The following is a 22233-nucleotide window of genomic DNA, read 5'->3' as shown; positions in this document are numbered from 1 at the left end:
AAGAGGAATTAAAACTTATGCCATCATTTGATATTGTGTCAGAAATTAGTATGCATGAAGTGAGTAATGCAGTAGATAATGCTAAACGAGACTTGAGTAATCGTTGGGATTTCCGTAATGTTCAAGCTAGTATTGAATTAAATGAAAAGAACGAAACTGTAAAAGTTGCAACTGAATCAGATTTTCAATTAGAACAGTTACTTGATATTTTACGTAATGCAATGATGAAAAGAGGAATTGAATCTAGTTCACTAGAGATCCCTGAAAATTATGAACATAGTGGTAAAATTTATAGTAAGGAAGTGAAATTAAAACAGGGCATTGAAACAGATATTGCAAAAAAGATCACTAAAATGATTAAAGAGTCGAAAATCAAGGTGCAAAGTCAAATTCAAGGTGATCAAGTAAGAATAACAGGAAAATCAAGAGATGATTTACAAGCCGTTATTCGCTTAGTTAAAGAAGCAGAACTTGGACAACCATTTCAGTTCACTAACTTCCGTGATTAAAAATCAAGAATAGCGCTTGTTTTTATAACAAAGGTTCACAACTAATTTGGAGGAGTAAGTAAATGGCTAAGGTAGAAAATAAAACGACCTCTAAACTCGGCTTTTTTAAACGAGCTTTGGCAAAATATGATCAATTTTGTAAAGAGTTAGGGATAGATAAGGGAGCTTGCCGTAGTTGTGTGCCAATCTATAAAGAAGATCCAGAGTTGACAGAAAAGGATAAAAGTCAAAAGTGATCATAAGTTAGTTGATGAGATAAGCATTTTTAATCAAATTATTAAAAACCATTAAACCCTTAAGATTTAATGGTTTTTTATTTAATTTGCTTTTAAGCTACGAATGTCTATTGAAGCAGGTGCTTGGAAGGCAGTTAGACCGAATTGCGGTAAGATAGCATAAATGTGGTCGAAAATATCAGATTGAATCCCTTCATAATACACCCAACGTGTATCGTTGGTGAAAATATAGATTTGAATAGGTAGCCCTTGAGGGGTTGGATCTAATTCTCGGACTAAAAAGGTCATATCCTGACGAATATTGATATTTTGTTTCAGAAATTCTTCTAGGTAAGCACGAAATAATGTGATATTTGTTAACCGATTCATTTGTGTAGCAGAAGGAAATTTTTCTAGCTCTTTTTTACGTTTCTTGATTAAGTCTGCAACTAATGGAATCTGGGCTAATTTTTCTTCATCTTGTGCTGAGATAAAGTAAATAGAGTCAATATTAATTAACACTGAGCGTTTAATTCTCCGTCCACCAGATTCTTCCATATGTCGCCAATTAATGAAGGAGTCTTGCACTAAGGCATAAGCAGGAATATTAGTGACCGTATTATCCCAATTTTGAACTTTTATCGTTGTTAAAGAGATTTCAATAATACTACCATTAGCACCGTATTTATCTACTTGAATCCAGTCTCCAATTTGGAGCATTTGATTCGCTGCAAGTTGAATCCCTGCAACAAAGCCAAGAATAGTATCTTTAAATACTAATAAAACGAGACCAGTAGCAACACCTAAACCGCTGAGAAAATAAATTGGTGAACGATTTGCTAAGATTGAAATGATAATAAAAAAGCCAATGGTAAAGAAAATCAGTTTAAATAGCTGAACGAAACTCTTAATGGGCATATTTTTACTTAGATTTTTTAGATCGGCAAAATCATTAGTTGCATCTAAGAAAGCATAACTACTTCGGATTAGAACGATAACCAGCCAAACACCTAAAATACGATCAATCAAATCACTTAGTAAAATATATTTGTCGAGTACCAGTGGAATCAACAAATTCACTACTATTGCTGGGATAGTAAGTGAGAGTTTTTCCAATACTTTATGATGAACGATAATTTCACCTAAATTAGAACTGCTATGTTTAATCATCGGGTTAAGTATTTTTAATAGTCCCCAACGCACTACAACATAAGTAATAAAGGCGATTAAACAACAAAATGTTAACAATATTATGGTAGAAAGATCATCATGAGGTTGAATATTTATACCAAATTTTGACATTTTATCTGCGACAAGCTGACGAATATCTTGAGTCAAAATAGCCCCCTTTAATAGGATTAATTAAACGTAGATATAAAATATTTCTACTGTAAGTTTAGGAATATGTTAATACATCTTTTTAAAAAAACTTTTCAAGTTTATCTGATTCACTTTTTTCCTTTATTTTTGCTTAAAATAGGATTTTTATACAGTATTCTGGATTTATTTAAAAGGTTTATCGTGACTTTGTATTTTGCTGTAATTATTTAGTTTGATTGATTTTATTGGTTGTGGATTTTGTACAATGAGAGAGGAAGATTGTTTACGTTCAATGAGAGAGTTAATGATTTTTTGAAAAAGCGTTTTCACTGCGTTAGCCTTAACCTTAACTATTAAGTAATGATAATTTATTTATCAAAATATCATAAAATTATTTTATTTTTATAAGCATATCATATTTTATTTTGTTTAGTATTATTATTACTTTTTTTAGTTTAAGTGGTGTAAACAGGACATTCGACATAAAATCCCGTAAAATAATGCTAATTGAATTAATTTGGAGAAAAAAATGAGTGTAGAGTTACGTATTGCGGTTTTGGCAGAGTTTGAATTGGCAGAAAAAATTTGTGAGAGTTTAGAAAAAAGTGAATTGTCACAAAGCCATATTACTATAGTTGAAGCAAAACCTTTCAAGGAAGAACAATCAATTCGTTTTAATGGAAAAAGTGTCGAACAATTAGAATCAGAACAAGTTCAGTATAAGGAATTTGATTTACTTTTTTTCGCTGGTAAAAGTAAACAGGTTGAGTTATTAGCTAAATTAGCCGATGCTGGTTGTGTGGTCATTGATTTGTCAGGCGTGAGTGCCAGCTTAGCGGGGGTACCTACTGTTATTCCTAGCATCAATGAAACTGCTTTAACCAATTTACGCCAACATAATGTTGTTGCGTTGCCGAGTCCTCAAATTTCGGCTTTAGCTGTGAGTTTACAACCAATTTTAACAGAAGCGAGCATCGAGCGTTTATTCGTAACGTCATTATTATCAGCCGCTTATAGTAATCAAGTAAATGAGTTGGCAGGACAAACTGCTCGATTGCTAAATGGTATTCCGCTAGAAGATGGAAAACAGCGTTTAGCGTTTGATCTTTTTCCTGCTGATGAAAAACAATCTCTTGTTGCTATGTTACATAAAGTTCTGCCTACATTTAATGGTGAATTTTGTTTACATAGTGTTAATACCCCCGTTTTTTATGGTTTAAGTCAGATGGTTTCACTAAGTAGTGATTATTTACCTGATAGAGAACAGATAGTGGCATCATGGCAGAATAATGATCTTATTCAGTTCCATTCAGACAAAACTATCACACCAGTTTTAAATGGCGAAGAAGCGTCTTCAGAGCAATTACCACAGTTACATATCAGCCGTTTTGAAGAAACAGAAAATGGCTATCGTTTCTGGTTAGTGTGTGATGAACAACATTTTGCGTTGGCTCGTTTATCCGTTACTTTAGCAGAAGTAATTTATCGCAATGGTTATTAATTAAGCATAAGGCTAGTTAAGCAATAACTAGCCTTGGATTTTTAATAGTTAAACCCTGTATGGAACACGTAATATAAAATCGCATAGAATGTTAAATAGGCAAAACCCAGTAAAAAGCGAGCTAGTTTGGCAAAGTGATGGGATAAAACGTACAATAAGCGGGCTAATAAAAACAGAAAGAAAGGATAACTCCAGAGAAAGATATTCATAAACATAAGTTGATTTGAATTTAAGCTAGGATTATTACTTAAGTTTGGTGAGAGTAATAAAGCTAAAGGCCAGAGTAAAGCGGGTAAACAGAAGATCGCAATAGCCCAAGCAAAAGCAGAAAATCCTGAGGGAAAATTATTCTTTTTTCTTGATTTCATTTTTAACCCTTGAATAACAATTTAATCACGAATTTTAGCAATAAGTATAGCTGATTTATGATGAATCCAATAGCAGATGGAGAGAAAATGCAGTACCTTTTTACGTCAATGAGTGAACATATAGCCCAACATTTTAAAGATTATATTCAACTTCATTATCAGCAAGTTTTGTTATTGAAGGAAGACGAACAAGGTATTCATGTATATTTAGATACTCAAGCTATTACTAATTCTGATTCACAATACCTTATTCAAACGATCGAACAAGAAGCGAAGCATTTTCAACAAAATCCTTTTGATCTTCGTTATGAGGAAGCGAGTTGGGAACAAGGAAAAACACAAAGGTTATCAATTTTATGGCAACCTTGGCTAAAAATAATTCCTCATCAACTTAACCAACTCCAACAAGCATTAGTGGCAACGAAATTTACAAGTTTGATAACGATCCTTTGTAGCATCATTTATTTATTGACATTAATGCCTTTTGCCTCAACTATTTTTATGACGTTGCATTTTCCATCATCTCCTTTTTCTGAAGAAGGGTTATACCAGCCGTGGCGCTATTTTTCCCATGCTTTCGTCCATTTATCTATTTGGCATTTTTTATTTAATCTCACTTGGTGGCAAATTTTTGCAGGAATTATTGAACGTCGATGCGGTTCAGTGAAGCTCGTATTCCTTTTTTTGAGTACAGCTATTTTAAGTGGTTTCGCACAATATTTAGATACTGGGGTGAATTTCTTCGGACTATCAGGTGTTGTCTATGCTGTGCTAGGTTATGTTTTAGTACAAAGTCGTTTTCAACCAAAACAATTTCCATTACCAGCTGGATTTGGTTGGTTTTTGTTCATAGGGATTGTAAGTGGCTTTATCTCTCCTTATTTTGGCGTATATTTTGGTAACACAGCACATATTTCTGGTTTATTTATCGGTTGTATTTGGGCTTGGGCAGATATATTGAGAAAAAATAATAAAGTTTAAGGTTAAATATTCATCAAAAGAGGGCAAGTAATCCAGTTGCTTAATAAATATCAAATGTTATTAATAGAAATAATGAAATATCTTTTTTAATGAGTATGAATAGAAAGAAAATATTAGGTATTGAGTATGAAGCAAGTTATTCGTCATAACAAAATTATTGAATTGGTTAAATTAAAAGGATATGTCAGCACTGAGGAATTGGTTGAAGAATTACATGTTAGTCCACAAACTATTCGGCGAGATTTAAATGAATTAGCTGAAAATAATGCGATTAGACGTCATCATGGTGGTGCTGCTTCTCCTTCATCTTCAGAAAATAGTGATTATCTTGATCGAAAAACATTTTTTTCCGCTGAAAAAAAAGCAATTGCTCAAGCGGTTGCAGCGACTATTCCTAATGGCTCATCGCTATTTATTGATATTGGTACAACGCCAGAAGCGGTTGCGTATGCTTTACTTCAACATCAAAATTTACGTATTGTTACCAATAATTTGAATGCGGCTCATATTTTAATGGCCAAGAAAGATTTTAAAATTATTATTGCTGGTGGTGGTTTGCGTAGTGATGGTGGCATTATTGGTGAAGCAACGGTGAATTTTATCTCTCAATTTCGTTTGGATTTTGGTGTGCTTGGAATTAGTGCAATTGATGGCGATGGTTCTTTGTTGGATTATGATTATCATGAAGTGCAAGTTAAACGAGCGATTATTGAAAGTTCTCGTACTAGTTTATTAGTGGCAGATCATTCCAAGTTTAGTCGTAATGCAATGGTACGTTTAGGATCAGTGTTCGATTTAAGCTATTTATTTACCGATCAAGCATTACCGCAAGCTATTCAAGAAAAAATGCACGGAAGTAAGTTACAAGTTCAAATTTGTCCTTTGGATCGTTTGTCATAATCAAGGATGAGAATATGTTTTATTATACCGATAAAATATCGGTCTATATTCGTTTAATGCGTTTAGATAAACCTATCGGAATATTATTATTATTATGGCCAACATTATGGGCATTATTTCTTGCTGCTAAAGGAATGCCAGATTGGCGTACTTTACTCATATTTGTTTTAGGTGTGGTTGTGATGCGATCGGCAGGTTGTGTGATTAATGATTATGCAGATCGAAAGATTGATGGAAAGGTTAAACGTACTTCACAACGTCCTTTGGCTACAGATGAAGTTAGTGAACAAGAAACTAAATATTTGTTTCTATTTTTAATCTTTCTTGCTTTTCTTTTAGTATTACAACTGAATATTTACACGATAGGCTTATCAGTCGTTGCAGCTATTTTGGCGTTTATTTATCCTTTTATGAAACGTTATACTCATTTACCACAAATGTTTTTAGGGGCTGCTTTTGGCTGGGCAATTCCGATGGCGTATGCTGCAGTAAGTCAGAGTTTACCACCAGAATGTTGGTTATTATTTCTGGCTAATTTAGCTTGGACAGTGGCTTATGATACACAGTATGCGATGGTAGATCGTGATGATGATTTACGCATAGGTGTGAAATCGAGTGCAATTTTGTTTGGACGTTATGACAGAAAAATGATTGCATTCTTGCAATTAATTGCAGTAATTATTTTAGCTGTGCTAGGGAAAGTACTTAATTTAGCCTCAAGTTATTTTATTTTGTTAGCACTATCAACCATTTGTTTTTGGTATCAAAGTAAATTGACAAAAAATCGTAGTCGAGAAGGCTGTTTTCAAGCTTTTTTGAATAATAATTATGCGGGTATGGGGATATTTATCGCTATTCTTGCAGGATTATTTAGTTAAATATTATTTCTTATAGATTGAAAGAGCGTGAAAACGCTCTTTTTTATTTGAGCAAAATTCAAAAATTTGATCGGTATAACATTTTTTAGGTAGAAAAAAGCATACAATGGTTTCTTATTCTTTATTGATATCAATCATTACGAGGGAATGTTATGTCAGATTTAAAATCTTATCTTGCGTCTTTAGGTATTCACAATGTTACTGAAATTATTCATAACCCAAGTTATGACCGATTATTTGCAGAGGAAACTAAAGCTGGTTTAGAGGGCTTTGAAAAAGGGCAAGTAACTGAATTAGGGGCAGTGAATGTCATGACAGGTGTATATACTGGTCGTTCGCCGAAAGATAAATTTTTTGTGAAAGATGATATAACAAAAGAGACTATCTGGTGGAGTACCGAAGAATACAAAAATGATAATAAACCAATTACACCAGAAGCTTGGCGAGAAATTAAAAAAATTGCAACCGATGAATTAAGTGGTAAACCACTTTTTGTGGTCGATGCTTTTTGTGGTGCAAATGAAGGATCTCGTCTTAAGTTACGTTTTGTGATGGAAGTTGCATGGCAGGCACATTTTGTAACAAATATGTTTATTCGACCAACGTCAGAAGAGTTAGCTAATTTTGGTGAACCTGATTTTGTTATTATGAATGCTTCTAAAGCTAAAGTTACTCGCTATCAAGAATTAGGCTTAAATTCAGAAACTGCGGTTGTTTTTAACTTAACAGAAAAAGTACAAGTGATTTTAAATACTTGGTATGGTGGTGAGATGAAAAAAGGTATGTTCTCTTATATGAATTACCTTTTACCATTAAGAGGAATAGCCTCAATGCACTGTTCGGCAAATACCAGTAAGGATGGTAAAGAAACCGCAATTTTCTTTGGTTTATCAGGAACAGGTAAAACAACGCTTTCGACCGATCCAAAACGTTTATTAATTGGCGATGATGAGCATGGTTGGGATGATGATGGTATCTTTAACTTTGAAGGAGGGTGTTACGCCAAAGTCATTAACCTATCGAAAGAGAATGAACCAGATATTTATAATGCAATTAAACGTGATGCTTTATTAGAAAATGTTACTGTTGATGCAGAAGGAAAAATTGATTTTTCAGATAAAAGTGTGACTGAAAACACTCGTGTATCTTATCCTATCTATCATATTGAAAATATTGTTAAGCCTGTTTCTAAGGCAGGTCATGCGAATAAAGTGATTTTTTTATCTGCTGATGCGTTTGGCGTATTACCACCCGTTTCGATTTTAACACCTGAACAAACTAAGTATTATTTCCTTTCAGGATTTACTGCAAAATTAGCTGGAACTGAACGTGGCGTTACTGAACCTACACCAACATTTTCATCTTGTTTTGGTGCAGCTTTCTTAAGTTTACACCCAACTAAATATGCAGAGGAATTGGTGAAAAAAATGGAAGCGAATGGTGCACAAGCATATTTAGTCAATACAGGCTGGAATGGCAGTGGTAAACGGATTTCAATTAAAGATACTCGGGGCATTATTGATGCGATTCTTGATGGTTCAATAGATAAAGCACCAACTAAAACGGTTCCTGTTTTTAATTTTAAAATTCCAACAGCATTGCCGAATGTCGATCCTATGATTTTAGATCCACGTGATACTTATGCGGAAAAACAGGAATGGCAAGATCGTGCAAATGATTTAGCCGATCGTTTTATCAAAAATTTTGAAAAATATACTGGAACGGAAGCAGGTAAAGCACTTGTTAGTGCTGGTCCGAAAAAATAGTTCTGCGAGATAAAATATTAAAGCCCATAAAATTTTATGGGCTTTATTTTTTTAAATTAAAACCGTATGAAATAGTACGGTTTTTTATTTCTTTTATAAGATTATAGGCTTTCAGTGAAAGTACGTGTAATCACGTCACGTTGTTGTTCTGGCGTTAAAGAATTAAAACGTACCGCATAACCTGAAACACGAATAGTTAATTGTGGGTATTTTTCTGGATTTTTGACGGCATCTTCTAAAGTTTCACGACGTAATACATTGACGTTTAAGTGCTGCCCACCTTCAACTTTGATTGTTGGTGCAACATCAATTGGTAATTCACGGTATTCAATTTGACCTAATTCATTAATTGCGACAATTTGGTCTTCACTATAATCACCTTTGGCACATAAACAACGTGCTTCTCCTTTTTCGCTGTCTAATAACCAAAAAGAATTTAACAGGTTATCATTCGCAGCTTGAGTAATTTGAATCCCTTTAATCATAAATGCTCCTTAATTAGCTGTGTGGAAATTAATCATCTGATTTTGAGTTTATCAAAATATTTTATCTTTTAAAATAAATTTTAAACAATGATTGTTGAGGAAAAGAACGAAAGATGAAGTAATGCTATGCTTTGTTGATCTATGTCAACTTTTATGAAATGCTTAGAAAAATGCCAAGCCAAAATTTGGGATAGATCAAGATAAAAATACTGATTTAGAATAGATGCTATCCTATAAATTTAGGTTAGATTTTTTTATAATGCCGTTCTGGAATTCGCTGTGGTAAGTAAGGATATGGTATGCAACTTTGGAAAGATGTCATAGGGACAGAAAAAACACAACCCTATTTTCAACAGATTTTAACTCAAGTTAAGCAAGCAAAAGAGAGTGGTAAAACAGTCTATCCACCACAAAATGAAATTTTTAATGCGTTTAAATTAACAGAGTTTGATCAGGTGAAAGTGGTGATTTTGGGACAAGATCCTTATCATGGTCCAAACCAAGCACACGGTTTATCTTTTTCGGTAAAACCCGGCATTGCACCACCTCCTTCATTGGTTAATATTTATAAAGAGCTAGAGAATGATATTGAGGATTTTCAAATTCCTGATCACGGTTATCTCATTGAATGGGCAAAGCAAGGAGTGTTGTTATTAAATACGGTATTAACCGTTGAACATGGACGAGCTCATTCTCATGCTAATTTTGGTTGGGAGACTTTTACCGATCGAGTTATTGAACAATTAAACCAAAAACAACAGCATTTAGTTTTTTTATTATGGGGCAGTCATGCACAGAAAAAAGGACACTTTATAGATCGACAAAAGCATTGTGTTTTAACCGCACCTCATCCTTCACCACTCTCTGCACATCGTGGTTTTTTTGGGTGTAAACATTTTTCAAAAGCGAATAACTACCTACAACAAGTGGGTAAAAGTTTAATAAACTGGCAACTTTCCCCATTATCTTCATTTTCAGTTTGATTAGGAGTATCAAATGTTAGCAGTCATTTCCCCAGCAAAAACGTTAGATTATAAAAATCCTGCACCCAAATTTTCTTTTACTCAACCTCAGTTGACTAGTGAAAGTGAACAATTAATTGATGTTTGCCGTCAATTAACTCCAGCACAAATAGGATCATTAATGGCTATTAGTGATAAGTTAGCAGGATTAAATATGGCTCGTTTTGCAGAATGGCAACTAGAACATAACGAGCAGAATGCAAAAGCGGCTTTATTTGCGTTTAAAGGGGATGTTTATACGGGATTAGAGGCAGAAAGCTTATCTGAGAATCAAGTGTTATATGCTCAACAGCATTTGCGTATGTTATCTGGCTTGTATGGTGTTCTGCGACCATTGGATTTAATGCAACCATATCGGTTAGAAATGGGAACAAAATTAGCTAATCCGAGAGGAAAAGATCTCTATACATTTTGGGGAAATTTGATTGCGGATAATTTACAACAAGCATTAGAACAACAAGGAGATAGTATTTTAATTAATACAGCCTCTGATGAATATTTTAAAGCAGTAAATGTAAAAAGATTAAATGCGAAAGTGATTAAACCTATCTTTTTGGATAATAAAAATGGCACTTATAAAGTGATTAGTTTTTATGCGAAGAAAGCACGTGGTTTGATGTGTCGTTATCTTATTCAAAATCAGATTGATCAAGTAGAAGGGATTAAAGGGTTTGATCTTGGTGGATATTGGTTTGATCCTACTTCTTCAACTGCAACTGAATTAGTCTTTAAACGAGATTTAGCCGATGTGTAACGGCATAAAAAAATATTTATGCCTCTTATTTGTTACCATTTTAACGGCGTGTTCAATACATCCGCCGTTAGAAATAGCCCAATTACCAACAAGCATTGAGTTTGAACAGGCAACTTACCAACAAATAAGGCTTGATAATTTAGGTAAGGTTATTCGAGCGGTTTATCGACCATTATCGCCATCGTTACAAGCTAAAGATCGTTATATTGAAATTTTTCAAGATCTACAACAAGATTTTGCTAAAACAGATCCTTATTTTGTTCAACGGAAAGCGCTACGCCAACGTACTTTCACACAAAATCAATTACAGTATTTTGCATTAATGGTGCAACATCAGCAATTATTAGGATTTGTTCTTTATCCTCCTATTCCACAAAGCCTGAATTATCAAGTTGATGTATTTAGAGGTGAAAATAAAGAAAGTTGTGGTTTTCTTCAAATTCAATATAGTCAGATTTTTCCGTTGTCTGCATTGAAGGGAAAAACTGAACAACAACTTTTCCAGCAATTTATACAGCAGGTTGCAAAGCCTAAACTACTTGCATTGAGTAAAATCTCAATACCGTGGAGGTGCTATGCTAGATAAATATTCTAGTCAAGTAAAACGGGCGGCATTTTTAGCTATTTTCACAGCTTTCTTTTTGGTGATAATTAAAGCAGTAGCTTGGTGGAAAACAGGATCAGTGAGTATTTTAGCAGCAATTACAGATTCATTATTAGATTTTATTGCTTCACTCACAGGTATGCTAATTTTACGTTTTGCCTTAATGCCAGCGGACGATAACCACTCTTTTGGACATGGTAAAGCCGAATCCCTCGCATTATTAGCGCAAGGAATGTTTATTATTGGCTCAGTAGTATTTTTATTTTTACAAGGCATACATAGCCTAAATTCAGGGGAACAGATTCAAAATAGTATTTGGGGAATAAGCGTAACACTTATTTCTGTCATTTTAACCGCTGGATTGGTGCTATTCCAACGATACACCATAAAAAAAACAGATAGCCAAGCGATAAAGGCAGATTGTTTACATTACCAAACAGATCTCTTAATGAATATTGCTATTCTTGTTGCTTTGCTATTAAATAGCTACGGTTTTACTCTCGCAGATGCTATTTGTGCGTTAATTCTTGCGGTTTTATATTTATGGCAAGCAAGCAAAATGGTTTATGAAGCAGTACAAAGTCTGCTTGATGTTGCCTTACCACCTCACGAAATTGAACAGATTAAAACGATAGTATTGAATCATCCTGATATTATTGGTATTCATGATGTTAAAACACGCCGTTCAGGTGCTGTAAGATTCATTCAATTACATTTAGAATTAGATGATAATCTTTCACTATGGAAAGCACATGAAATTACTGAACAAATTGAAGAAGCACTACATCAAGTATTTCCCCAAGCCGATATTATGATTCATCAAGAGCCGATATCAATTGTATTACAGGAAGCCGAACAGGCAAGTAAAATGGCTTAGATCAATCTTTAACGGTTTATTTGAGTTCAGTGAGAGATTTCGCTAGAGCGAAATAGATGAATAGTGTAATCTTAGCCCAGTTTAATTTTTTGGTTTGAAATATTTATATTATAGAGGAACAGCAAATGATTAAAAAAATTGCAGTTTTAACTAGTGGGGGCGATGCACCGGGTATGAATGCAGCTATTCGAGGCGTTGTCCGAGCTGCGTTATCAGAAGGTTTAGAAGTGTATGGAATATATGATGGATATTATGGGTTATACCATAATAAGATTAAAAAATTAGAACGTTATAGCGTTTCTGATGTTGTTAATCGTGGTGGTACTTTTTTAGGCTCCGCTCGTTTTCCAGAATTTAAAGATCCTACTGTACGTGCAAAAGCGGTGGAGAATTTAAGAGCATTAGAGATTGATGCATTGGTGGTGATTGGTGGTGATGGATCTTACATGGGGGCAAAATTACTCACTGAAGAACACGGTTTCCCTTGTATTGGTTTACCCGGCACTATTGATAATGATGTTGCTGGTACTGATTATACCATCGGTTATTACACAGCGTTGGAAACTGTTGTTGAAGCGATAGACCGTCTGCGTGATACTTCTAGCTCACATCAACGGATTTCAATTGTTGAAATTATGGGACGTTATTGTGGTGATTTAACGCTTTCCGCAGCAGTTGCTGGTGGGTGTGAATTTATTGTTGTACCTGAAATTGACTTTAATAAAGAGGCTTTAATTAGAAAGGTTAAATTTGGTATTGAAAAAGGAAAACGCCATGCAATTATTGCCATCACAGAACATATTTGTGATGTTAATCAATTAGCAAAAGATATTGAAGCGGAAGTGAAACACGAAACACGTGCAACGGTTTTAGGGCATATTCAACGTGGTGGAGCCCCTTGTGCTTACGACCGTATTCTTGCCTCTCGTATGGGAGTATATGCAGTAGAATTACTGCTTAAAGGTGAAAAAGGACGTTGTGTTGGTGTACGGAATGAAAAATTAGTTCATCACGATATTATTGATGCAATTCAAAATATGAAACGTGAATTTGACCAAGAATTATTTGAAACCTCAAGAAAACTATATTAATTTTCGCTTCAAAATAGTATTCATTTAATCATTTAATTAATGCACCATAAAGCCTAATTTTAGATTGAGTTTTTATGGTGCATTTTAACGTTAAGCCTTAAGGCTAGGCTGTACAAATAATTTTTTATCTTCCCAACGTAATAGTGTCAGTCTATTTCCCCAGACACAGCCCGTGTCTAGGGCATAAATATTTGAAGGGGTAGGCTGATCGACAAGACTTGCCCAGTGTCCGAAGATTATTGATGTTGTTTGATATAACGGATTAGGTAATTCAAACCATGCTTTTAATTCGGGTGGTGCTTGATTAATAGGTGCTTTACAGGCGAAATCTAAGCTACCATCTTGATAACAAAAACGCATACGAGTTAAAACATTGATGCTGTATCTGAGGCGTTCAATCCCTTGCAAATCATTATGCCATTTTGTTGGTTGATCGGCGTACATTTGACTTAAAAGCTGGTAATAATTACCTTTTTGTAACACTTGTTCAACTTCTTTTGCACAATGAATTGCTGTATTCAGATCCCAATCCGGACTAATTCCAGCGTGTACAACGATAAAATTATGTTGTTGATCGTGGATTAATAGTGGTTGTTGTTGTAGCCAAGCAATTAATTCTTCGCTATCTTGAGCTGAAAAAATGGCTTCAACTTTATCAATAGGTTTAATTTTTTTAATCCCATAAGCGGTTGAAAGTAAATGCAGATCGTGGTTACCTAGTACGGTTTGTACTGCTGAACCTTGTGCTTTCACCCAACGTAAACATTCCAGCGATTTTTCTCCACGGGCAACTAGATCCCCGACTAAATAGAGCTTATCCTGTTGTGGATTAAATTTGACTTGCTCCAATAAGCGTTGAAATTCATCAAAACAGCCTTGTAAATCGCCAACAAAATAAGTTGCCATAAGTCGTTAATTTCCTTTTATGAAAGCTATATTTTATCAATTCTTTAAGAAAGTTTGATTTTTACTCACTTTCTGTTGGTGGTGGATTATCGCTTAACCAATTGGCTAGGCGTGCATAATCTGCAATAGTTAAGTTTTCAGCTCTCGCATTTAGATCGATCTTTAGCTCGCTTAATTGTTCGGAAGTAAAGAGGGTAGATAATGCGTTGCGAAGTGTCTTACGTCGTTGATTAAATGCTTGAGTACATACTCTGTTTAGCCAGTAAAGCTCTTTTACAGGGTATGGTAAGGTGGTATGAGGAACAAGCCTTACCACTGCTGAGTCCACCTTTGGTGCAGGTTTAAAAGCGTGTGGTGGTACGTCTAGTACTGGCATAACTTGGCAAAAATATTGAGCCATTATTGTTAAACGTCCATACGCTTTACTATTTGTGCCAGCACATAAACGTTTTACCACCTCTTTTTGTAACATAAAATGCATATCTTGGATTTGATGATGGAAATCAAAGAGATGAAACATTAATGGGGTAGAAATATTGTAGGGTAAATTGCCGAATACACGTAATTTTTTTCCAACTTCTGCAGATAATGTAGCAAAATTAAAGCGCATTGCATCTTGTTCAATGACGGTTAATTTTTGATGTAAAAATGGGTGATGGCGTAAACGTTTAGCTAAATCTCGATCTAGCTCAACGACAGTTAGATGATCAACTTGCTCAGCAACAGGTTCAGTTAATGCCCCTAATCCCGGACCAATTTCAACTAAGTAGTCCTCTTTTTGAGGATTAATTGCAGCGACGATATTGTTAATAACTTGTTGATCGTGTAAGAAGTTTTGCCCAAAGCGTTTTCGAGCGGTATGTCCTAAATGTGTTTTTGATGTCATATTGTTTTATTAGATTAGAAAACGGCGATAAACTCAAATTAATCGAGTAAAGCCGTTTTGTAAGGTTAATGATTAAGTATTAGTTTAGAATTTTTATTTCAGCTTGCTGACGTAATGCTTTTAACCAATCTTGTGATGCAACTTCAGCTTGTTTATTGATTAAGTCTTCGTAAGCTTTTTGACGATACGCATCTTGGCTACGATCGATATGGCGAATATCGTCCACTTCTACAATATGCCAACCAAATTGAGTTTTAAAAGGTTGAGAAATAGTCCCTTTTTTTGTCTGGCTAAGAGCTTTCTGAAATTCTGGGACATACCGATCTGCAAATCCCCAGCCTAAACTACCACCATCTGCACCAGATAAATAGTCTTTTGAATTAATTCTGGCTGCTTCTGCAAAACTTATTTTACCTTTTAAAATATCCGCTCGAATTTGACTTAATTTTGCTTTAGCTTGTGTATCATTTAATAACGGATTGGTAGGTAATAAGATATGACGGGCTAAATATTCAGGAACTAAAGCTGGTTTAAAGCCTTTTTGCATTTTGGCTTTTTGATATAATTTATTAGCTAACTCATCAACTTGTTCTGGTGTAACAGAAATATTTTGACTAATGCTGTAATTTCTAATTTCTGCCATTAAAATTTGTTGCGAGATTTCTTGACGTAATTGATCGATATTCATTCCTTGATGTGCGAGAGCTTGTAAAAATTGGCTGTAACTTAAACCATTTTGAATAGCAATATTTTCAATGGCTAATTGCACTTGTTGTGGATCGATTTTAATACCTGATTGTTGAATAGCTTGTTCAATCAAGATTTGATCAATTACTTCTTGTAATGCGTTTTGACGATTCGCAGGTGTATTTGCCTTATTCCCTAAGGCTTGACTAACTTGACTATTTAAAACGGGAATACCGTTTACTGTTGCAACTACTTTTTCTACTGCTGCCAGAGTGGGCTTACTAAAGGTTAAAAAAGTGGTTAAAGCGATGGCACAAATTGATTTTAAATAGGTTGATTTCATACTAGTTTCCCATTAATTATAATTTGACGTTGAGAGTGTAAAGCAGACTTTGGTACGAGGCAATTACTTTGTGATTAAAACAACCTGATAGCAACCATCGTATTTTTGCGTACAAACTTGAACTTGCTCTTGACGAGAAGTAGGTAAGTTTTTGCCTACATAATCTGCTCGGATTGGTAATTCACGATGCCCTCGATCAACTAATACCACCAATTCTGTTTTGGCAGCACGTCCAAAATCAACCAAGGCATCTAATGCTGATCGAATAGTCCTACCAGTGAACAGGACATCATCAACTAAAATGACGATCTTATTTTGAATATCAACAGGATTAGATACGCCTTGATAAATAGGTGATGCATTTACTTCAGCATAAGAGAGATCATCTCGATAAAAAGTAATATCCAACGCCATAATTGGTAGTTGGATTTGAGTTAATTCATTGATTTTATGTTGAATTAATTCGGCAAGCTCCGCACCACGTCTTTTTATTCCGACTATCACTAGTTGATTCAAATTTTGATGTTTTTCAATAATTTCGTGTGATATCCGGGAAATAGTGCGGAAAAATCGTTCTTGCTCAATAATGACTTTTTCCATATTAAACTTTATCTTTTTCTCTTACTGGGAAAAATATTCCCTCTTTTCTAACTCAAAACAGGTATCAAAATAGCATACTTTAGTGAATTTTTCTAACCTAATTGAGTTAGGTAAATTTACTCACTTTGGCTTTTCTTCACTCTTTTAGCACTGATTTTCAAACCAACTTTCTAGTATTAAACAAGCGGAAATTGAATCAATTTTTCCTTTTTCTAATGCTTTAAACCCACCACGAGCAAAAATTTCTGCTTTTGCTTCTGTTGTGGTTAAACGTTCATCTTGGAGTTCTACTTGATATCCAAAACGACTGTGTAAACGATTAGCAAATTTACGAGCAAGATGAGTTAATTCCTGTTCTGTCCCATCCATATTTAATGGTAACCCTACTACTAATTTGTCTGGTTGCCATTCATTCAAACATTTTTCAACGACTTGCCAATTTGGAATACCATCTTGGGCTTTGAAAGCGGGTAAGGCTTGAGCGGTACAAGTAATACTTTGTCCAACTGCACAACCAATACTTTTTAATCCAAAATCAAAAGCGAGAACGGTTAAATTTAACATTAAGCATTTCCTACATAAGAGGCTAGACTATGAATATTAACGCCAAGTTGTTTATAGACTTCATCCCAACGTTGTAAATAATCAGTATCAAATAAAATCTTTTCATCAGCAGGCAATACCTGCCATACATTTTGACGGATTTCTTTTTCAAGTTGACCTTCGCTCCAACCAGCACAGCCCAATGCAACCAGATATTTTTCAGGTTCTTGTTCAGTTCCAAGAATATCAATAATATCAATTGAGGTTGTCAAACAGAGGCGTTCACTAACTTTGCGACTATTCATAAACTGCTGTTTAGTTGGGGTATGTAAAATAAAACCACGTTCAGTATTCACTGGTCCACCTGCTAAAACCCACGATGCTGGATAACTCCGTTCTTTTGCCATCATAAAATTACTTTGAGCAATAATTTCAGCAACACTAATGCTAGTGGGCTGGTTAATCACAATCCCCATACTGCCTTCATTATTATGCTGACAAACATAGATTACTGTATTTTGAAATATTTCATCATTGATCCTAGGGGTAGCCACTAAAAAATGGTTTTGTAACTGTTGTAATTCAGCTGAATGACTGTTTTTCATTGCCGTATTTACTTTTTTTGTCCGATTTCTACGTGTTTTTACTTTTTTCTCTACATTCTGTTCTAAATTTTCTGATGTTATTAATTTTTCCATATTCTTCTACTTTTTCTATTTAACCTAAATCACCATAACAAACTTGTAAGGCTGTAATTGCAGTTAAAGATGCAGTTTCAGTACGGAGGACTCGAGATCCTAAGAGAATATCTATAAAGCCTTGTTGTTGCATTTGTGTGATCTCTGTAACAGATAATCCCCCTTCAGCACCAATTAAAAGACGTACCCCTGCTGAAGGTATCGAGGGTAAATGACGAATGCCGAATTTTGCACGTGGATGCAAATTAAGTTTCAATGCACCATCATTTTCTTCTCCCCAAGCCTGTAATTTCATTAATGGACGAATAGTAGGGACAATATTTCGTCCACATTGTTCACAGGCTGAAATAGCAATTTTTTGCCATTGGCGTATTTTTTTCTCCATTCGTTGTTCGTCTAGTTTTACTCCGCAACGTTCCGACCATAACGGAGTAATTACTTTAACACCTAATTCAACCGATTTTTGAATGGTAAATTCCATTCGCTCGCCACGAGAAATCACTTGCCCTAAATGAATTGGAAGTGGTGATTCTTTATCTGAGAAAAGACAATCTTTGATTTCAACCTTTACATTCTTTTTACTTATTTCAATAATCTCGGCAGGATAGATATAATTACTGCCATCGAATAGTTCAAGTTGATCACCAACATTCATTCGTAAAACACGAGCAATATGATTGGTGGCGTCTTCACTCAAGTAACAAGATTGTTGTCCATCTAGCTTTTCAGGGTGATAAATACGGGGAATTCTCATTTATTTAATCTATAAATTTATTAATCATTTGAAATCTGGTTGTCGATCATAGCACCTAAGTAAACAATTCCCAACAAGAAACAACATTCTAATTTAAATTTATATTACGCATTATGTTGAGAAAATCTGCAAATTTTTGATATAGCTCTAATGCTTAAGGCAAAAGTTTGTTATAGTAACCGCACTATATTTAACTTAACTATGGAGAAATAAAATGGCACGTCGTCCTTTAGTGATGGGTAACTGGAAATTAAATGGTAGCAAAGCATTTACACGTGAATTGATTGCAGGGTTAGAACAAGAATTAGCCACAGTAGAAGGTTGTGATATTGCAATTGCTCCACCTGTGATGTATTTAGCTGAGGCAGAAACTGCATTAGCCAATAGCAAGATTGCATTAGGAACACAAAATGTTGATTTGCAACAAAATGGTGCTTTTACTGGCAATATCTCTGCAACAATGTTGAAAGAATTTGGTGTGAAGTATGTCATTATTGGGCATTCTGAACGTCGAGCTTATCATCAAGAGAGTGATAAATTTATTGCTGAAAAATTTGCTGTGCTAAAAGAACAAGGCTTAGTACCAGTGTTATGTATTGGTGAAAGTGAAGCAGAAAACGAAGCGGGAAAAACCGAAGAAGTGTGTGCAAAACAAATTGACGCTGTATTAGAAACCTTAGGTGCAGAAGCATTTAATGGTGCGGTTATCGCTTACGAACCAATTTGGGCGATTGGTACAGGAAAATCAGCAACACCAGCACAAGCACAAGCAGTGCACGCTTTTATCCGTAATCATATTGCGAAAAAAGATGCAAAAGTGGCAGCACAAGTAATTTTACAATATGGTGGTTCGGTTAATGATAGCAATGCAGCAGAATTATTTACTCAACCAGATATTGATGGCGCATTAGTTGGTGGTGCTTCATTAAAAGCAGGGGCTTTTGCCACTATCGTTAAAGCTGCTGCAAAAGCGAAAAGTTAAGTTTTTCTGATAAGAATAATTTCCCTTTCCTCATCATTTGGAAAGGGATTTTTATTTATTGTTATAGAATAGAAAAGAGGCTTAATGTCGAAAATAATCGAAAGATAAGTTATTTTCGGCAAAGATAATCACCACTACACACCCATTTATACGTTGTTAAGGCATCAAGTCCCATTGGACCTCGAGCATGTAGTTTTTGTGTACTAACTGCGACTTCTGCACCTAACCCGAATTCAGCACCATCAGTAAAGCGAGTGCTTGCATTAATATAGATTGCTGCTGCATCAACTTGTTGCACAAATGCTGTTGCCAGTTGTGGGTTTTGGGTTAAAATACCGTCTGAATGTTGACTGCCATATTGGCGAATATGAGTGATTGCCTCATCTAAGTTTTCGACAATCACGACATTCAAATCTAAAGATAACCATTCTTGATAGAGGTTTTCCTCTTGTAATTCTATGACTTTGGCATTTGTTTGTTGTAATAGTTGTAAGGCTTTACCTCTAGCGTGAAAAGTTACTCGTCCTGCTAGGTGGTGAGCTAATTTTGGTAAAAATTGTTGGGCAATATCGGCTTCTACCAGTAAAGTTTCTAAAGTATTACAAGTGCTACAACGTTGGGTTTTGGCATTTTCTATGACAGCTAGAGCTTTTTCTTGATCTGCACTTTGTTCAACAAAAAGATGGCAGACACCTATGCCTCCTACGATCACTGGAATAGTGGAATGTGTTTTGCAAAGTTGATGTAATCCCGCACCACCTCGTGGAATAACCATATCTACATATTGATCGAGCTTTAGTAATTGCATCACTAATTCACGATCAGGTTGAGTGATAGCTTGTACAGCGTATTGTGGTAGTCCAGTGATTGTTAAAGCGTGTTGAATAACCTCGACCAAAGCCGCATTCGTGCGGTATGTTTCTTTACCACCACGTAAGATGACCGCATTGCCAGTTTTTAAACAGAGGCTGGCAACATCAATAGTTACATTTGGGCGAGCTTCATAAATTGTTGCAATAACCCCAACGGGTACACGAATACGTTCAATTTTTAGACCACTATCTAAAGTTCCGCCATCAATAATTCTACCAACAGGATCGGCGAGGGATACAACGTTACGAACATCATTTGCAATGGTAAGCAGGCGAGTTGGAGTGAGTTGTAAACGATCTAATAATGCTTCACTAATGCCATTTTGTTTTGCTTCGGCTAAATCTTGTGTATTAGCCTGTAAAATTTTTTCTTGTTGTAATTCAAGTTGTTGTGCTATTTCGAGTAAAGCTTGGTTTTTAATTTTAGATGAGATTTGAGCAAGTTGAAAAGCGGCTTGTTTTGCTTTTTTACCTATTTCAATTAAATTAATCATATTGGTTTCCTTTGTTATTGTAAGCAAACTAAGTCATCACAATGGATTGCAACTGCACCATATTCATAGCCTAAAATAGGTTCAATTTGCTGTGATTGCTTCCCTTTAATTAAATTGAGAGCTTCACTACCATAGCGTACCATACCCCGAGCCAGATCTTTGCCTTGTTGATTGCGTAGTAAAACAACCTCTCCACGTGAAAAAGTGCCTTCTATTTGCATAATACCAGCAGGTAATAATGATTTATGTTGTATTGTTATTGCTTGTTCTGCACCTTGATCTAGATGGAGTACGCCTGCAATAGGTGCAGCAAAAAGCCAATGTTTACGTTGTCCTAGCAGATCTGTTGGAATTAAAAATTTTGTTCCTATCGCCTTTCCTTCAGCTAATTCAATAATGACATTTTGGCGACTACCTGAGGCGATAATTGTTTCAACACCTGACCGTGTAGCGATATCTGCTGCGGTTACTTTGGTATTCATTCCCCCTGTTCCTAATCCTGAAATACTACCACCAGCTATTTTACGTAGTTGGTGGTTAATTTTAGGAATGGTTTCAATCAGTTGAGCTTGTGGATTAGTACGTGGATCACTATCGAAAAGTCCTTGTTGATCAGTGAGTAAATAAAGTTGATCTGCATGAACTAAGATTGCCACTAATGCAGATAAATTATCGTTATCACCAACCTTAATTTCGGCAGTGGCAACCGCATCATTTTCATTGATGATAGGAATAATTTTATTTTCTAAAAGTGCATATAAAGTATCTCGAGCATTTAAGAAACGTTCCCGATCTTCAACATCGGCTCGACTTAAAAGTACTTGCCCAATTTTAATCCCATAAATATCAAAAAGTTGTTCCCAAGTTTGAATTAATTGGCTTTGCCCTACTGCAGCAAGTAATTGTTTTGAAGCAATGGTGGGTGGTAATGGAGGATTATTTAAATAATCTCTTCCTGCTGCAACGGCACCTGAGCTGACAATGACTAAGCGATATCCTTGTTGATGTAATATTGCACACTGGCGAACAAGATCTAAGATATGAGGACGATTCAAACTTGCTGTACCTTGCGTTAGTACACTGGTACCAAATTTCAAAATAATAGTTTTTAATCTTTTCATAGATTTTAGCTTTAATGACAATGTAATTAAAAAGAGATGGAAATAAATTAGCATTAAATAAGTGAAAAATCATTGT

General features: G+C 35.1%; 25 protein-coding genes. 13 read left to right on the top strand and 12 right to left on the bottom strand.

From position 1 onward, the window contains the following. Nucleotides 1-17 precede the first annotated feature (17 nt). Both CEP47_RS06350 and CEP47_RS06345 read left to right on the top strand, forming a co-directional pair. The gene (locus CEP47_RS06350; RefSeq protein WP_261920417.1) at nt 18-509 is read left to right on the top strand and encodes a YajQ family cyclic di-GMP-binding protein; all 492 of its coding nucleotides are present in this window, start codon (nt 18-20) and stop codon (nt 507-509) included. 62 nt (nt 510-571) lie between these two features. Then, the gene (locus CEP47_RS06345; RefSeq protein ID WP_261920418.1) at nt 572-745 is read left to right on the top strand and encodes a DUF5363 domain-containing protein; all 174 of its coding nucleotides are present in this window, start codon (nt 572-574) and stop codon (nt 743-745) included. An 81-nt stretch (nt 746-826) separates the two neighbouring features. Here CEP47_RS06345 and CEP47_RS06340 read toward each other — a convergent pair whose 3' ends face one another. Continuing rightward, complete coding sequence (locus tag CEP47_RS06340) at nt 827-2062, bottom strand: mechanosensitive ion channel family protein (RefSeq protein WP_261920419.1); 1236 nt, start codon at nt 2060-2062, stop codon at nt 827-829. 511 nt (nt 2063-2573) lie between these two features. On the opposite strand from CEP47_RS06340, the gene CEP47_RS06335 reads away from it, so the two are divergent. Continuing rightward, a complete protein-coding gene (locus CEP47_RS06335; RefSeq protein WP_261920420.1) occupies nt 2574-3545 on the top strand; it encodes an oxidoreductase in 972 nt (323 codons plus the stop codon). A gap of 41 nt (nt 3546-3586) precedes the next feature. Here CEP47_RS06335 and CEP47_RS06330 read toward each other — a convergent pair whose 3' ends face one another. Beyond that, the gene (locus CEP47_RS06330) at nt 3587-3913 is read right to left on the bottom strand and encodes a DUF5389 domain-containing protein (RefSeq protein ID WP_261920421.1); all 327 of its coding nucleotides are present in this window, start codon (nt 3911-3913) and stop codon (nt 3587-3589) included. Between the two features lie 57 nt (nt 3914-3970). On the opposite strand from CEP47_RS06330, the gene CEP47_RS06325 reads away from it, so the two are divergent. The 4 genes from CEP47_RS06325 to pckA all read left to right on the top strand — a co-directional run bounded on the left by CEP47_RS06325 (nt 3971) and on the right by pckA (nt 8438). Next, nucleotides 3971-4894 (top strand): rhomboid family intramembrane serine protease, encoded by a 924-nt coding sequence (locus tag CEP47_RS06325; RefSeq protein WP_261920422.1) that lies wholly within the window; start codon nt 3971-3973, stop codon nt 4892-4894. 126 nt (nt 4895-5020) lie between these two features. Further along, nucleotides 5021-5794 carry a DeoR/GlpR family transcriptional regulator gene (locus tag CEP47_RS06320; protein ID WP_261920423.1) on the top strand — a complete coding sequence of 258 codons (774 nt, stop codon included), beginning with the start codon at nt 5021-5023 and terminating at the stop codon, nt 5792-5794. Nucleotides 5795-5808: 14 nt separating this feature from the next. Continuing rightward, nucleotides 5809-6672: a 4-hydroxybenzoate octaprenyltransferase gene (ubiA, locus tag CEP47_RS06315; protein WP_261920424.1), complete on the top strand. Its 864-nt coding sequence runs from the start codon at nt 5809-5811 to the stop codon at nt 6670-6672. Between the two features lie 152 nt (nt 6673-6824). Next, a complete protein-coding gene (gene pckA, locus CEP47_RS06310) occupies nt 6825-8438 on the top strand; it encodes a phosphoenolpyruvate carboxykinase (ATP) (protein WP_265482614.1) in 1614 nt (537 codons plus the stop codon). Between the two features lie 101 nt (nt 8439-8539). On the opposite strand, the gene grcA is transcribed toward pckA, so the two are convergent. Next, nucleotides 8540-8923: an autonomous glycyl radical cofactor GrcA gene (grcA, locus tag CEP47_RS06305; protein WP_261920425.1), complete on the bottom strand. Its 384-nt coding sequence runs from the start codon at nt 8921-8923 to the stop codon at nt 8540-8542. Between the two features lie 299 nt (nt 8924-9222). Between grcA and ung the strand changes: the two genes are divergently transcribed. From ung to pfkA, 5 genes are all read left to right on the top strand, one after another. Then, the gene (gene ung / locus CEP47_RS06300; RefSeq protein WP_261920426.1) at nt 9223-9906 is read left to right on the top strand and encodes a uracil-DNA glycosylase; all 684 of its coding nucleotides are present in this window, start codon (nt 9223-9225) and stop codon (nt 9904-9906) included. A 13-nt stretch (nt 9907-9919) separates the two neighbouring features. Further along, entirely contained in the window at nt 9920-10699 is a 780-nt protein-coding gene (gene yaaA, locus CEP47_RS06295) for a peroxide stress protein YaaA (RefSeq protein ID WP_261920427.1), read from the top strand. Further along, entirely contained in the window at nt 10692-11285 is a 594-nt protein-coding gene (locus CEP47_RS06290) for a hypothetical protein (RefSeq protein ID WP_261920428.1), read from the top strand. Before yaaA ends, CEP47_RS06290 begins: the two co-directional genes overlap by 8 nt. Continuing rightward, nucleotides 11275-12180 carry a cation diffusion facilitator family transporter gene (locus CEP47_RS06285; protein WP_261920429.1) on the top strand — a complete coding sequence of 302 codons (906 nt, stop codon included), beginning with the start codon at nt 11275-11277 and terminating at the stop codon, nt 12178-12180. The genes CEP47_RS06290 and CEP47_RS06285 overlap by 11 nt, the downstream gene beginning before the upstream one ends. Before the next feature lie 125 nt (nt 12181-12305). Next, nucleotides 12306-13271: a 6-phosphofructokinase gene (gene pfkA / locus CEP47_RS06280; RefSeq protein ID WP_261920430.1), complete on the top strand. Its 966-nt coding sequence runs from the start codon at nt 12306-12308 to the stop codon at nt 13269-13271. 90 nt (nt 13272-13361) lie between these two features. Here the strand turns inward: pfkA and apaH are convergent, their stop codons facing one another. From apaH to rsmE, 7 genes are all read right to left on the bottom strand, one after another. After that, nucleotides 13362-14177 carry a bis(5'-nucleosyl)-tetraphosphatase (symmetrical) ApaH gene (gene apaH, locus CEP47_RS06275; protein ID WP_261920431.1) on the bottom strand — a complete coding sequence of 272 codons (816 nt, stop codon included), beginning with the start codon at nt 14175-14177 and terminating at the stop codon, nt 13362-13364. 61 nt (nt 14178-14238) lie between these two features. Next, nucleotides 14239-15063, bottom strand: coding sequence for a 16S rRNA (adenine(1518)-N(6)/adenine(1519)-N(6))-dimethyltransferase RsmA (gene rsmA / locus CEP47_RS06270; protein ID WP_261920432.1), 825 nt, complete (start codon nt 15061-15063; stop codon nt 14239-14241). A gap of 79 nt (nt 15064-15142) precedes the next feature. Next, nucleotides 15143-16093 (bottom strand): peptidylprolyl isomerase, encoded by a 951-nt coding sequence (locus tag CEP47_RS06265; protein WP_261920433.1) that lies wholly within the window; start codon nt 16091-16093, stop codon nt 15143-15145. 63 nt (nt 16094-16156) lie between these two features. Next, nucleotides 16157-16693 carry a bifunctional pyr operon transcriptional regulator/uracil phosphoribosyltransferase PyrR gene (gene pyrR / locus CEP47_RS06260; RefSeq protein ID WP_261920434.1) on the bottom strand — a complete coding sequence of 179 codons (537 nt, stop codon included), beginning with the start codon at nt 16691-16693 and terminating at the stop codon, nt 16157-16159. A gap of 144 nt (nt 16694-16837) precedes the next feature. Beyond that, entirely contained in the window at nt 16838-17257 is a 420-nt protein-coding gene (ruvX, locus tag CEP47_RS06255) for a Holliday junction resolvase RuvX (RefSeq protein WP_261920435.1), read from the bottom strand. Further along, nucleotides 17257-17841 carry a YqgE/AlgH family protein gene (locus CEP47_RS06250; RefSeq protein ID WP_309016541.1) on the bottom strand — a complete coding sequence of 195 codons (585 nt, stop codon included), beginning with the start codon at nt 17839-17841 and terminating at the stop codon, nt 17257-17259. Before CEP47_RS06250 ends, ruvX begins: the two co-directional genes overlap by 1 nt. Before the next feature lie 112 nt (nt 17842-17953). After that, the gene (rsmE, locus tag CEP47_RS06245; RefSeq protein ID WP_261920437.1) at nt 17954-18688 is read right to left on the bottom strand and encodes a 16S rRNA (uracil(1498)-N(3))-methyltransferase; all 735 of its coding nucleotides are present in this window, start codon (nt 18686-18688) and stop codon (nt 17954-17956) included. Between the two features lie 214 nt (nt 18689-18902). Between rsmE and tpiA the strand changes: the two genes are divergently transcribed. Continuing rightward, complete coding sequence (gene tpiA, locus CEP47_RS06240; protein WP_261920438.1) at nt 18903-19670, top strand: triose-phosphate isomerase; 768 nt, start codon at nt 18903-18905, stop codon at nt 19668-19670. Between the two features lie 109 nt (nt 19671-19779). On the opposite strand, the gene proA is transcribed toward tpiA, so the two are convergent. Next, on the bottom strand, nt 19780-21036 hold the full coding sequence (proA, locus tag CEP47_RS06235; protein ID WP_261920439.1) for a glutamate-5-semialdehyde dehydrogenase: 1257 nt from the start codon (nt 21034-21036) through the stop codon (nt 19780-19782). 14 nt (nt 21037-21050) lie between these two features. Then, nucleotides 21051-22157: a glutamate 5-kinase gene (gene proB, locus CEP47_RS06230; protein ID WP_261920440.1), complete on the bottom strand. Its 1107-nt coding sequence runs from the start codon at nt 22155-22157 to the stop codon at nt 21051-21053. Between the last annotated feature and the right edge of the window lie 76 nt (nt 22158-22233).

It is taken from the genome of Mergibacter septicus (assembly GCF_003265225.1).
In the GTDB taxonomy this organism is placed as follows: Bacteria; Pseudomonadota; Gammaproteobacteria; order Enterobacterales; family Pasteurellaceae; genus Mergibacter; species Mergibacter septicus.
This window is presented reverse-complemented; position numbering and strand designations above follow the sequence as displayed.